Annotated in this window: 10 protein-coding genes, 6 tRNA genes and 3 pseudogenes; 17 read left to right on the forward strand and 2 right to left on the reverse strand. The window is 37.1% G+C overall.

All coding sequences use genetic code 11. The annotated features are described in order from the left end of the window. Positions 1 to 12: 12 nt before the first annotated feature. The 7 genes and pseudogenes from KFZ56_RS19880 to KFZ56_RS09900 all read left to right on the forward strand — a co-directional run bounded on the left by KFZ56_RS19880 (position 13) and on the right by KFZ56_RS09900 (position 6,839). A complete protein-coding gene (locus KFZ56_RS19880) occupies positions 13 to 804 on the forward strand; it encodes a DnaB-like helicase N-terminal domain-containing protein (protein WP_511262241.1) in 792 nt (263 codons plus the stop codon). 30 nt (positions 805 to 834) lie between these two features. Further along, positions 835 to 1,962, forward strand: coding sequence for an RNA polymerase sigma factor RpoD (gene rpoD / locus KFZ56_RS09875; protein WP_222641784.1), 1,128 nt, complete (start codon positions 835 to 837; stop codon positions 1,960 to 1,962). Positions 1,963 to 2,264: 302 nt separating this feature from the next. Beyond that, positions 2,265 to 2,678 (forward strand): c-type cytochrome, encoded by a 414-nt coding sequence (locus KFZ56_RS09880; protein WP_222641785.1) that lies wholly within the window; start codon positions 2,265 to 2,267, stop codon positions 2,676 to 2,678. 72 nt (positions 2,679 to 2,750) lie between these two features. Continuing rightward, positions 2,751 to 3,487, forward strand: a pseudogene (locus KFZ56_RS09885) (tRNA (adenine(22)-N(1))-methyltransferase). Continuing rightward, complete coding sequence (locus tag KFZ56_RS09890) at positions 3,456 to 4,568, forward strand: Nif3-like dinuclear metal center hexameric protein (RefSeq protein ID WP_222641786.1); 1,113 nt, start codon at positions 3,456 to 3,458, stop codon at positions 4,566 to 4,568. Before KFZ56_RS09885 ends, KFZ56_RS09890 begins: the two are co-directional and overlap by 32 nt. A 39-nt stretch (positions 4,569 to 4,607) precedes the next feature. Continuing rightward, a complete protein-coding gene (locus KFZ56_RS09895; RefSeq protein ID WP_222641787.1) occupies positions 4,608 to 5,921 on the forward strand; it encodes a DEAD/DEAH box helicase in 1,314 nt (437 codons plus the stop codon). Positions 5,922 to 5,945: 24 nt separating this feature from the next. Then, positions 5,946 to 6,839 carry a deoxyribonuclease IV gene (locus tag KFZ56_RS09900; protein ID WP_222643964.1) on the forward strand — a complete coding sequence of 298 codons (894 nt, stop codon included), beginning with the start codon at positions 5,946 to 5,948 and terminating at the stop codon, positions 6,837 to 6,839. 39 nt (positions 6,840 to 6,878) lie between these two features. Here KFZ56_RS09900 and KFZ56_RS09905 read toward each other — a convergent pair whose 3' ends face one another. Continuing rightward, positions 6,879 to 7,166 (reverse strand): DUF2624 domain-containing protein, encoded by a 288-nt coding sequence (locus KFZ56_RS09905; RefSeq protein ID WP_222641788.1) that lies wholly within the window; start codon positions 7,164 to 7,166, stop codon positions 6,879 to 6,881. 151 nt (positions 7,167 to 7,317) lie between these two features. On the opposite strand from KFZ56_RS09905, the gene KFZ56_RS09910 reads away from it, so the two are divergent. Further along, positions 7,318 to 7,713, forward strand: coding sequence for a hypothetical protein (locus tag KFZ56_RS09910; RefSeq protein WP_222641789.1), 396 nt, complete (start codon positions 7,318 to 7,320; stop codon positions 7,711 to 7,713). Between the two features lie 35 nt (positions 7,714 to 7,748). On the opposite strand, the gene yqfZ is transcribed toward KFZ56_RS09910, so the two are convergent. After that, entirely contained in the window at positions 7,749 to 8,093 is a 345-nt protein-coding gene (gene yqfZ, locus KFZ56_RS20205) for a protein YqfZ (RefSeq protein ID WP_511262242.1), read from the reverse strand. Between the two features lie 66 nt (positions 8,094 to 8,159). Between yqfZ and KFZ56_RS09915 the strand changes: the two genes are divergently transcribed. The 9 genes and pseudogenes from KFZ56_RS09915 to KFZ56_RS09955 all read left to right on the forward strand — a co-directional run bounded on the left by KFZ56_RS09915 (position 8,160) and on the right by KFZ56_RS09955 (position 12,369). After that, on the forward strand, positions 8,160 to 8,792 hold the full coding sequence (locus KFZ56_RS09915; protein WP_222641790.1) for an NfeD family protein: 633 nt from the start codon (positions 8,160 to 8,162) through the stop codon (positions 8,790 to 8,792). A gap of 218 nt (positions 8,793 to 9,010) precedes the next feature. Beyond that, positions 9,011 to 10,635 (forward strand): annotated as a pseudogene (locus tag KFZ56_RS09920) (Na/Pi cotransporter family protein). Positions 10,636 to 10,881: 246 nt separating this feature from the next. Continuing rightward, positions 10,882 to 10,956, forward strand: a tRNA-Asn gene (locus KFZ56_RS09925). 3 nt (positions 10,957 to 10,959) lie between these two features. Then, positions 10,960 to 11,033: transfer RNA gene (locus KFZ56_RS09930), tRNA-Met, on the forward strand. Between the two features lie 20 nt (positions 11,034 to 11,053). Beyond that, a tRNA-His gene (locus tag KFZ56_RS09935) sits at positions 11,054 to 11,129 on the forward strand. Positions 11,130 to 11,160: 31 nt separating this feature from the next. After that, positions 11,161 to 11,237, forward strand: a tRNA-Ile gene (locus tag KFZ56_RS09940). Between the two features lie 10 nt (positions 11,238 to 11,247). Beyond that, positions 11,248 to 11,340: transfer RNA gene (locus KFZ56_RS09945), tRNA-Ser, on the forward strand. 114 nt (positions 11,341 to 11,454) lie between these two features. After that, positions 11,455 to 11,527: transfer RNA gene (locus tag KFZ56_RS09950), tRNA-Phe, on the forward strand. Positions 11,528 to 11,758: 231 nt separating this feature from the next. Next, positions 11,759 to 12,369, forward strand: a pseudogene (locus KFZ56_RS09955) (superoxide dismutase). Positions 12,370 to 12,437: the final 68 nt, after the last annotated feature.

Genomic DNA, 12,437 nt, shown 5'->3' on the forward strand with positions numbered 1-12,437 from the left:
TTAAAGGATGATATGGATCCGGATAATTTTATTAGTGAATATGGTGCACGCGTTTTTGAGAATGAAGTAATAAAAGCAAGTGATACGTTTATGAGTTTTTATATGCGTTATTTGAAAAAAGATTATAATTTAAGTCTTGAAGGAGACCGCATAAATTATATAGAAGAGGTTCTAAAACAGCTTGCAGTGATTGAGAGTTCCATTGAACGGGAATATTATATTAAAGAGCTAAGTAATGAATATAATATTTCTGTAGATACGTTAACAGATGAAATATATGCACATCGACAAAAGTTGGGAATTCATAAGGATAAGAGAGAAAAGAACAGATATACTAATAGGAAAGCAAACACTGATACTGAAAAATTACTGCCGGCTTTTCATAATGCTGAAAGACAGCTTATTTCATATATGTTGCAAGATACGCATATTACTGATAAGGTGCAAAAGGAATTAGGGGCAGCCTTTAACATAGATGAGCATAAAATAATTGCAACACATCTATATGCTTTTTATGAAGAAGGTCATCCAGCTGATGTTAGTTTGTTTATTGAAAATTTAACAGACGAAAGCATCAAGGATCTAGTTATTGAAATAGCAATGACACCGATGCTTAAGGATATCAGTGATAAAGAGATCAATGATTATATTACTATTATTCGTGCTCAAACAAACGATATAGTCAGCATTAAATCGCTTCAAGAACATCAGAAATTAGCTGAACAACAAAATGATCCACTAAAAGCAGCTGAGATTCTTCAGCAAATCATTGATATACAGAAGCAATGGAAGCATACAAATTGAATTACAATGTAGTCTGGAAGGAGGGGACTCATGGCCGAAAATAAGCCTTCACAAATAAAGCAAAATGAAGCAGAACCAGAACAAACAATGGAACAGGCAAAAGAACAATTAGTAGAAGCAGGTAAAAAGCGCGGTGTTTTAGCTTATGAAGAAATTGCGGACCGTTTGTCCAATTTCGCTATTGAATCAGATCAAATGGACGAGTTTTATGAGCACCTGTCAGAACAAGGTGTGGAAGTCATAGGCGAGTCGGAAGATGACCCCAGTATGCAGCAAATAGCGAAAGAGGAAGAGTTTAATGTAAATGATTTAAGTGTCCCATTGGGCATAAAAATTAACGATCCTGTTCGTATGTATTTAAAAGAAATAGGTCGTGTTGACCTGTTATCAGCTGCGGAGGAAATTGATCTTGCCACCCGTATCGAAAAGGGCGATGAAGAAGCAAAACGGCGCCTATCCGAAGCAAACCTACGCCTAGTTGTCAGTATCGCCAAACGTTACGTCGGGCGTGGAATGTTATTTCTTGACCTTATTCAAGAAGGAAATATGGGCTTAATAAAAGCAGTGGAAAAATTTGATTATCGAAAAGGCTTTAAATTCAGCACATATGCAACGTGGTGGATCCGTCAGGCAATTACACGCGCCATCGCTGACCAGGCAAGAACAATCCGTATACCGGTTCATATGGTTGAAACCATTAACAAACTTATTCGAGTGCAGCGTCAATTATTACAGGATTTAGGACGGGAGCCGACACCGGAAGAAATCGGTGAAGAAATGGAGTTATCACCTGATAAAGTTCGTGATATTCTTAAAATTGCTCAGGAACCTGTGTCACTCGAAACTCCAATCGGTGAAGAAGATGATTCCCATTTAGGTGATTTCATCGAAGATAATGAAGCAGTATCACCATCTGACCATGCTGCATATGAACTTCTTAAAGAACAACTGGAAGATGTACTTGATACACTTACTGACCGCGAAGAAAATGTATTACGCCTGCGTTTTGGTCTTGATGATGGCAGAACCAGAACGTTAGAAGAGGTTGGGAAAGTGTTTGGTGTAACCAGAGAAAGAATCCGCCAAATAGAGGCAAAAGCGCTTCGTAAACTAAGACATCCAAGCAGAAGCAAACGACTAAAAGACTTTTTGGATTAATTTGTTTAAGTCATTGGTCACCATCCACGTGAACAATGACTTACCCACTCTTTTCTTTCTCTGCTTGTGTTATCGTTTTCAATGCTTTGGTTTTTATTTTACTCTAATTCTTCATGGATTGCAAATGCATATAAAAATTTTTGCTGTATCATTAAAGCTCTTTTGATGATCTCTTTATATTTTTAATATCTTTTTAATAAATTTCATATCGTATCTCTTTAAACCAATCGGATTATAGAGTAAAATATATATAGTCTTTTTCAATATAGAAAAATATGGATTATACATAAGGAGGAAATACAATGAAAAGAAATCCAGTCATCCCTTATGCTGTTATTGCTGTTTTAGGGATACTCACGGTCCTGGTTATCTCTCTGGTTGGTGTAGGGCAACGTGATGATATTCAACAGGCTGAAGAAGGCAATGGAGAAGAACAGCAGGAAGAGTCACAAGAAGGGGAAGAATCCGGTGAAGACGCTGAAGGTGGAGAAACAACAGAAGATCCATCTGAAGTTTTTGAATCGAATTGTGCAAGCTGTCACGGTTCCGATTTATCCGGTGGAGCTGGCCCTGAATTAGCAGAGGTTGGCGACAGATTATCAGAAGATGAAATTCGAGAAACGATTATTAACGGTACAGATGGTGGCATGCCTGGTGGCCTAGTTGACGATGATCAAGCAGAAGCGATTGCAACATGGCTGGCAGAAGGTCAGTAATAAAATATATATAAGAAAAGCTTTCTGCTATCATCAGAAAGCTTTTCTTTTTAATCGGAAAGTGGAGATTTAATGAAGAATCGGATAAAGTTATCAAAACGGTTGGACAAAGTTGCATCGTACCTTCCTAAGGGTGCTTTTTTTGCCGATATCGGCTCAGATCATGCTCATCTACCTTGTTTTATCTGTATGCAAGATAGAACGGCTAAGGCTATTGCCGGTGAATTAAATGAGGGGCCAGCCCGTAGCGCATTGGACAACGTGGACTTATACGGATTGTCAGATGTTGTTGATGTTAGATTAGGTAATGGGTTATTCGTGTTAAAAAAGAACGAAGTCAGACAGCTTGTTATCGCAGGTATGGGGGAGCACTGATTAGAGCCATTTTGGAAGATGGCAGAGGAAAGCTGGGATCCGTACAACGGATAATAGCCCAACCTAATATTGATGCAAGAAGTATCCGCAGGTGGTTTTTAGAAAATGCGTTTACAGTTACGAATGAAGAAATCATTGAAGATAACGGGCATATTTATGAAATTATCGTAGCTGATAGAGGGGAAGTGCATAGTCCTTATACAGATGATCGGAAAGAACAGCAATTGCTCTTTGGTCCATTATTATTAAAGCATAAATCAGACACATTTTATAAAAAATGGGAATCGGAATACGAAAAGTTGCATTTTGTTATAAATCAAATGAAGGAAGCAAACGTACAAGATCTGGAGAAAATAGAGAGATTTGAAACGGAATTAAGATGGATAAAGGAGGTAGTAGGTGATGATGACGAAAGTGAATTCGAATATTTTTGATATAATGGAGGAGTGGGCACCATCTAGTCTTTCATATGAATGGGATAACCCTGGTCTGCAAATCGGATCTTATCATAATCCAGTAAAAAAAATAATGATTACATTAGATGTACTCGAGTCTGTAGTTGATGAAGCTATTGAAAATAATGTTAGCCTTATTATTGCACATCATCCACTTTTATTTAAGCCAATCAAAAAAATAAATGTCGATATACCACAAGGTCGAGTTATTCATAAGTTAATGCAACATAATATTTCTGTATATGCATCACATACGAACTTAGATATCGCAGCCGGTGGCGTTAATGATATGTTGTGTGATGCTTTACAACTGAAATCTCGTGAGGTGCTTGCAGAAACAAGTGGGCAGAAATTGTATAAAATTGTTGTTTATGTTCCTACCTCACATATCAATGAAGTACGTGAGGCTTTTCATACTGGTGGGGCAGGATATATTGGAAATTATAGTCATTGCACTTTTCAAGCAGCTGGTAAAGGCTCCTTTAAACCACTTGAAGGAACAAATCCATATATCGGGAATCAAAATGAAGTAGAAAAGGTCGATGAGTTTAAAATCGAATCAATTGTGCAAGAAGAAAAGCTGTCGCAGGTTATACGTGCTATAATAGATGCACATCCTTATGAAGAGCCTGCCTATGATATCTTTCCACTGGAAAACAAAGGGACATCCTTAGGACTTGGAAGAATAGGAGCCCTTGATCACGCAGTGACATTAGGAGCTTTTTGCAGACATGTTAAAGCTGCTTTTGGTATCTCGGATCTTCGTGTTAGTGGAGATTTAACGAAAGAAGTAAAGTGGGTAGCGATTTTAGGAGGTAGTGGAGAGAAATATATCGATACTGCTAAGGAAAAGGGAGCAGATGTATATATAACTGGTGATATGTCTTTTCATGCAGCCCAAGAAGCTTGGCAATGCGGATTATCTGTTATCGATCCAGGGCATTATATTGAAACGATAATGAAAAAAGGAGCAAAAGATTATTTAGATGACAAACTTACAAATGACAATATAGAAGTTATCGTATCACAAGTTAATACAGAGCCTTTTCAATTTATGTAAGAAATGATGATCCCGAATCAACAAGAAGGAGAACTTTTTATGGAAAACGAAAACAATCATTTCAGCAACTTTTCTTTTCATCCCGTGTTGTATAATGTTGTCGAGAAGCTGGGGTTTTCACGTCCTACTCAAATACAGCAACAAGTTATTCCGGCCGTTTTAAAAGGAAAAAGTGTAATCGGAAAGTCTCATACTGGTACTGGAAAAACACACGCCTATTTGCTGCCATTATTAAATCAGATTAATGAGAGTAAACGGCAGGTGCAGTTTGTTATAGTTGCTCCCACAAGAGAACTTGCAACGCAAATTTATGACGAAGTGAAAAAAACAATTCATTATGCGGATAAAAACGGCATATGGGTTGCGAAACTTCTAGTAGGTGGCACAGATAAACAAAAGGCAATGGAAAAGCTGAAAGAGCCACCACATATTATTGTCGGTACACCTGGTAGAATGTTGGATTTAGTGAAAGAAAATGCTGTTTCCATTTACTCTGCTACCTCATTTGTAATTGATGAAGCAGATTTAATGCTAGATCTTGGCTTTATTAATGATGTAGATCAATTATTGATTCGTTCACGAGCAGACATTCAAATACTTGCCTTTTCTGCGACGATACCACAGCGATTACAACAATTTTTTGACAAATACCTGGAAGATCCATTACATGTTAATGTAAATAGTCATCTTTCACCAGAGACGATGGAACATTATTTAATTGATGTAAAGCATCGGGACACGGCTGATAGTATTATGGAAATTTCCAAAACGATTCAACCCTATTTAGCAATCATTTTTACCAACGGGAAAGAAATGGCTGATAATTTAGCTGGTTCTTTGCAACAAAAAGGATTGGACGCTGGCATTATCCATGGAGGGCTCGCTCCTCGTGAGCGCAAACGGATGCTCAAAGAAATTCAAAATCTCCGGTATCAATATATTGTTGCAACAGACTTAGCTGCAAGAGGGATTGATATTAAGGGAGTTAGTCATATCATTAATGCTCAGCTCCCGAAGGAGGAAGACTTTTATATTCACCGCGTAGGCAGAACAGCAAGAGCAGGGATGAGTGGGACAGCGATAAGCCTTTACCAGGAAACGGATATTAAACTCATCAAGAGGTTGGAACAAAATGGAATTCATTTTCATTATGCCGACGTTAAAGGAGGAGAGTGGCAGGAAGCAAAATCTTGGAACGAGCGTCAATTACGAAATAAAACGACAACAAATATAGATAAAGAAGCATGGAAATATGTCCCTAAAAGAAAAAAAGTAAAACCAGGCTATAAGAAAAAAATGAAACAGCAACAGGACACTATTAAAAGACAATTAAAGAATAAGTATAAGAAATAGGAATAAAGGAAGAGGTGGATGGATTTGCTTAAAATTGGATCACATGTATCGATGAACGGAAAGAAAATGCTTCTTGGTTCAAGTGAACAAGCAGCCTCTTATGGTGCTAATACGTTCATGATCTATACGGGAGCGCCTCAAAATACAAGACGGAAACCGATAGAAGAGTTAAATATTGAAGAAGGTACGGAGCATATGGAAAAAAATAAGATCTCTGATATTGTCGTTCATGCTCCGTACATCATTAATATAGGTAATACCGTTAAACCGGAAACGTTTGATTTAGGCGTTAATTTTTTACGTAATGAAATTGATCGAACAGCTGCCATAGGCGCAAAACAAATTGTGCTTCATCCTGGTTCACATGTTGGAGCAGGATCTGAAGAAGGGATTAAGAAAATTATCGAAGGATTAAACGAAGTCCTGGAGACAGATAAAGATGTGCAAATAGCACTTGAGACAATGGCAGGTAAAGGTTCAGAAATAGGAAGAACATTTGATGAACTGGCGAAAATCATGGATGGTGTAACAGAAAATAATAAATTATCCGTATGTTTGGATACATGTCATATCCATGATGGAGGGTATGACGTTGTCCATGATTTTGATGGGGTACTGAACCACTTCGATAAGGTTATTGGCTTAGATCGTCTAAAAGTTGTACATGTGAACGACAGTAAGAATGACCGGGGAGCTCATAAAGATCGTCATGAAAATATTGGTTTTGGCTATATTGGCTTTGATGCACTGGAATATGTTATTAAACATCCACAGTTACAAGATTTACCAAAAATATTGGAAACGCCGTATGTGGGTGAGGATAAAAAGAACAAAAAAGCCCCATATAAATTTGAAATCAATATGATAAAAGAAGGGACTTTTGATCGCGAATTAAAAAATAAAATTGTTAATAGTTGATAAAAGAGGAATAACACTGCCGGTGTTATTCCTTCTATCTTATTCTGTAAATAAATAATCCACGCCATATGATTTAATTAATTCATTAAATAAGAGACGTGCTTTTTTTGCAGTATCTACATTCGTTATGCGAGCAAGCTCTTTAAACATCTTCTCCCGATCTGCTGTGCGAAATGGATCAATCGAAGCTGTTTTTAAATATGCTGTTATTTCCTGGGCTTCTGAAAGATTTAGTGAAAATCCATATTGCTTGCCGTATTGAAGTAAATCTTCAGGTGAAAGCTGTTTTAATTTTTGTCTTACCAATTCTTTAATAAAAATGGACATAATCATGCTCCCTTAACAGATTCTATTTACTATATGCATCATTCTTAAAAAGTTGCAACACAGCTTTTGGCAAAATGTAACACAAGTTAGATAACGATAAATCCATAAACTATAGATGTACCTCAATCCAGAAATAAGGGAGGTCTTAGCTATGGATGAATTTAATAGTCAACGAAACCAAAATGTCGAGGATCGATCCAATGATCACCAGCTGCAAAAGAATGAAGATTATGTTGGTATTGAACCGGACAGTTCCAGAAATGAGGAATTTGCCAGCGAAGTAACGGCAGACGATCATATCAGTGACCGACAACCGGTAAGTGAACAGAATGAACACATGGAAAATGATGTAAATAGTACGTATGGTTGGATAGGTGTAGCTTTATCCATTATATCCTATTTTATGATGCCAATCATACTAGGTGGCGCAGGGATTATTCTTGGTTTCATATCAAGATCCCGGGGTGCAGACACCTTAGGTAATATTGCGATTGCTGCAGGGGCGATTTCGATTATCATTACACTTTTTATTCTTCCTTTCATTTAATTAAGATAAGGGCTGAATTTCTTCAGTCCTTATTTTTATGGGTCAGGATACAAAGGAAAGTAATAATAAGTGTGAGGCTTAAGGTTATGTGGATCCATAGATGGATTAACGGTATTAAAATCTGTTAAGATTTGTGTAGGGTCCATTTTTTCAAGATTCCTATTGTTATTTATTCGTTCTACAATCGATAAAACCGTCTCACCGGGTTCTGCTTTAACCTGAATGACAGTAAACGGTATTTCTGAGGATGGTTGGCTTATTTGATTGGGTTTATCTTCTAAAGCAGGTGGACTTCCTAATGATAAGTCGTTATATATACTAATACCAAGTAATATAATTAATACATATACAAAGGTTTTTTTATGAAATCCATATTTTATACCCCTTTTTTATTGAAACAATTTATAATAGTAGTACGTACAATTTAGTAGGAAGGAGGAAATATATTGGATATATTTTCTTTAACATGGATAGGCCTTGTTATTACTGGACTTGGTACATTATTTTTAATTGGTGAAGTTTTGGTTAATATGCGTGGGATATTTGCATTATTAGGTATCGGATTTATTACAGTATATTTTGGAGCGTATGTAGAAACAGGCTCTTTTACCATCATGTTTATTATTTACTTTGTTGGATTATTACTTATTATCATTGACGGAAAAGTAGTTAACGATGGAACCCTTGCTACCATCGGTTTGGCTACAATGTTAGCTTCCGTTGGCTTAGCGGCACCGGATTTTACTTCAGGACTGTATGCAGTTATAGGTGTCCTGTTGGGGGGAGGCGCTTCTTTCTTTTTCTTGAAAGTGTTCAAACGAAGAGAAATGTGGACAAAGATCACGCTGAAAGATCAATTAACAAAAGAGGCCGGTTATAATTCCATGAACATGGAATATGAAGCATTGGTTAATGAAGAAGGGATTACTTTAAATGACTTGAGACCGACCGGGACCATAAGGATTAATGAAAAAGATTATAGTGCAGTGTCAAATGGACAATGGGTTTCTAAGGGGACTCCAGTTCGGGTTGTACAGGTAGATGGAACGAAAATACTTGTTGAAAAAATAAACATATAAATTTCAAAGCGTCTTCCATGTTTTTTTCATGGAAGATTTTTTCGCATTTGCATTTCATGTTTTTCAATGTAAAGAATAGATAAAAACAAAGGAAAAGAAGAGAAATGTTAAGTTATTGTTAATTATTTATAAAGATCCTTTACAAATCATCCTTATTCATTTAATAATAGTAGGGGCATGTGACAAGTTTCAACATGAATAAAGGGGCGATACAACAAGTGGATATCGATTTACAAACACTGTTATTTGAGTTCATTGGTGGATTAGGTATTTTTCTTATTGGTATAAAATTTATGGGGAAGGCCTGCAAAAATCAGCCGGTGACCGCTTAAGAGACATTCTGGATAAATTTACCAGTAATCCTTTTTTAGGAGTACTGGCTGGTATGATTGTAACCATACTGATTCAAAGCAGTTCTGGTACAACAGTGTTAACCGTTGGACTTGTGAACGCTGGGTTTATGACGTTTAGACAAGCCATCGGTGTTATAATGGGTGCTAATGTTGGTACAACGGTAACAGCGTTTATTATTGGTATCGATTTGGGTGCATATGCTTTACCAATTATTGCGGTAGGTGCATTTTTGTTATTCTTCTTTAAACATCAAAAGGTTACAGCAGTGGGACAAGCAATATTTGGTTTCGGTGCCTTATTTTTTGGTTTAGAGTTAATGAGTAGTGGAATGTCCCCATTACGCAGCTTAGAGGCCTTTCAAGAATTGACCATAAGTATGAGTACATCACCAATTTTAGGTGTTGTGGTTGGTACAGTGTTTACACTGATTGTTCAAAGTTCTAGTGCAACGATAGGAATAATTCAAGGTTTATTTGCTCAAGGTGCCATTGATTTGGGAGCTGTATTACCGGTGTTGTTTGGTGATAATATAGGAACAACGATCACGGCTATATTGGCATCCTTAGGTGCCTCTGTGGCAGCAAAAAGAGCTGCTTATACACATGTGATATTTAATGTAGTAGGTGCAACTATCGGTATTTTATTATTAGGTGTATTTACACAATATGTCATGTTTTTACAAGAACAATTCAACTTAAATGCAGAAATGACGATAGCATTTGCACACGGTAGTTTTAATATCGCAAATACACTGATACAATTTCCTTTTATTGGTGCGCTGGCATGGTTTGTTACAAAATTAGTCCCAGGTGAAGATACGATTATCGAGTATAAGCCGAAGCATTTGGATCCAATTTTTATTCAGCAATCATCTACATTAGCATTAGATCAAGCAAAATCCGAAATAATTCGCATGGGTGAATACGCATCAAAGGGATTAGAAGAAACAAACCTGTATTTGACCACGAATCAGCAGAAACATTCCGAAATGGCAGTACAAGTAGAAGGAGCTCTAAATAATTTAGATCAAAAAATAACCGAGTATCTTATTAATATATCTGCAGGTTCACTGTCTGAGGCTGATAGTGCAAAACATACATCGTTAATGGACTCCGTACGCGATATTGAGCGAATTGGAGATCACTTTGAAAATATTCTTGAATTAATTGATTATAAAATAACGAACAAGGTTCAAATAACAGAACATGCGCAGGAAGACTTAAATAACATGTTTGATTTAACAATCATGACTGTAAAACAAGCTGTACAATCGCTTGGTCGAATGGACAGGGAAGAAGCTCTGGCGGTCATTCAAAAAGAAGACCAAATAGATAAAATGGAGCGTAATTATCGAAAGAAACATATTATACGGGTGAATGAAGGTCGATGTAGTGCATCAGCTGGAATTGTATTTGTTGATATTATAAGCAATTTAGAAAGAATTGGAGATCATGCTGTAAATATTGCTGAGGAAGTTTTAGAAGAATAGCGATTAAACGAGAAGGGCTTTCGGGTCCTTCTCTAGGTTGCTGTATTAGATCATTGAAATCTTTTTCGTTTTTTCTTGAAATCTATTATGGAAAGTGCTATAGTAAATAATGTTGTTTTAGATAACGCTATTACACATATGCACACGTTAATTTAAAATGAAAAAATTGTTGACAGTTTCTGTCGAACATGTTAAATTATATTTCGTCGCTGTTCTTTTTATTTGTAAGAAGAAATTGTTAAATATTCCACAGTAGCTCAGTGGTAGAGCTATCGGCTGTTAACCGATCGGTCGTAGGTTCGAATCCTACCTGTGGAGCCATGTGGCGGTGTAGCTCAGCTGGCGAGAGCGTACGGTTCATACCCGTGAGGTCGTGGGTTCGATCCCCTCCACCGCTATCACTTACAAAAATCAAACGGCGGTCGTGGCGAAGTGGTTAACGCACCGGATTGTGGCTCCGGCATTCGTGGGTTCGATCCCCACCGGTCGCCCCATATATACATAAGAAAAACTTTTATTAAAGTTGGACCCTTAGCTCAGCTGGTCAGAGCTATCGGCTCATAACCGATCGGTCGCAGGTTCGAATCCTGCAGGGTCCACCATATACTATTAGGAGGAATACCCAAGTCTGGCTGAAGGGATCGGTCTTGAAAACCGACAGGGGTGTCAAAGCTCGCGGGGGTTCGAATCCCTCTTCCTCCTCCATAGAATTAACTAGATGTCAACAAATATCTTATAACGTAACCTATCCAAAACATCCTTGAAATCATATTGAAGTGACATAAAATGCGAGAAATCATTTAGGAATACATATCATTAGGCTCGGTAGCTCAGTCGGTAGAGCAACGGACTGAAAATCCGTGTGTCGGCGGTTCGATTCCGTCCCGAGCCATCGTGTTATTTTAACAAGCTATGTGCTTGTTTTTATTTTTTGTTCGTTTGTTGTAATTTTCAAATTTATAAAACATTTAAAATATATGTTTTAATCTAGTGCAAAAGGGAAGGAAATATATAAAGGATATTTACCTATGCATAAAATTTGCATATGGTATTAGGCTTTGATAACCTTGATTAAAAGGGTGAATTTTCAGCCCCTTTAATACACATAGAGGAGGAATTAGAAATGGCAAAATTTGAATTACCGGAACTACCTTATGCGTATGATGCATTAGAGCCAACAATCGATAAGGAAACGATGAACATACACCATACGAAGCATCATAACACGTATGTCACAAAATTGAATGGGGCTTTAGAAGGGCATTCAGACCTTCAAAATAAATCGCTTGAAGATTTATTAAGTAATTTGGATGCTGTACCGGAAAGCGCTCGTACGGCAGTTCGTAATAATGGCGGTGGCCATGCTAATCATAGCTTGTTCTGGAAAATACTCTCACCTAATGGGGTGGAGAGCCATCTGGAGAATTAGCTGATAAAATAAATGCGAAATTTGGCAGCTTTGATAAATTCAAGAAAGAATTTGGAAATGCTGCAACAGGTCGCTTCGGTTCAGGTTGGGCATGGCTTGTTGTTAATAACGGAGAGCTTGAAATAACAAGCACACCTAATCAGGATACACCTGTAATGGAAGGAAAAACTCCAATTCTAGGTCTGGATGTTTGGGAGCATGCATATTATCTTAAATATCAAAATAAGCGTCCGGAGTACGTTGCTGCATTCTGGAATGTAGTAAACTGGGATGAAGTTGCTAAAAACTATAACGAAGCAAAATAAGTAATTTAATTAAAAAAACACGGGAAACTTTCCCGTGTTTTTTAATTTCGATTATTATTTAAAGGAAG

This window comes from Virgibacillus sp. NKC19-3, assembly GCF_019837165.1.
Taxonomy (GTDB): domain Bacteria; phylum Bacillota; class Bacilli; order Bacillales; family Amphibacillaceae; genus Virgibacillus_L; species Virgibacillus_L saliphilus.

Bases quoted from the DNA above. Each gene is read 5' to 3' on its own strand.
- KFZ56_RS09905 (WP_222641788.1), bottom strand. From the start codon at position 7,166: ATGTCCATTTTTATTAAAGAATTGGTAAGACAAAAATTAAAACAGCTT.
- KFZ56_RS09895 (WP_222641787.1), top strand. From the start codon at position 4,608: ATGGAAAACGAAAACAATCATTTCAGCAACTTTTCTTTTCATCCCGTG.
- rpoD (WP_222641784.1), top strand. From the start codon at position 835: ATGGCCGAAAATAAGCCTTCACAAATAAAGCAAAATGAAGCAGAACCA.
- KFZ56_RS09910 (WP_222641789.1), top strand. From the start codon at position 7,318: ATGGATGAATTTAATAGTCAACGAAACCAAAATGTCGAGGATCGATCC.
- KFZ56_RS09890 (WP_222641786.1), top strand. From the start codon at position 3,456: ATGATGACGAAAGTGAATTCGAATATTTTTGATATAATGGAGGAGTGG.
- KFZ56_RS09880 (WP_222641785.1), top strand. From the start codon at position 2,265: ATGAAAAGAAATCCAGTCATCCCTTATGCTGTTATTGCTGTTTTAGGG.
- KFZ56_RS19880 (WP_511262241.1), top strand. From the start codon at position 13: ATGGATCCGGATAATTTTATTAGTGAATATGGTGCACGCGTTTTTGAG.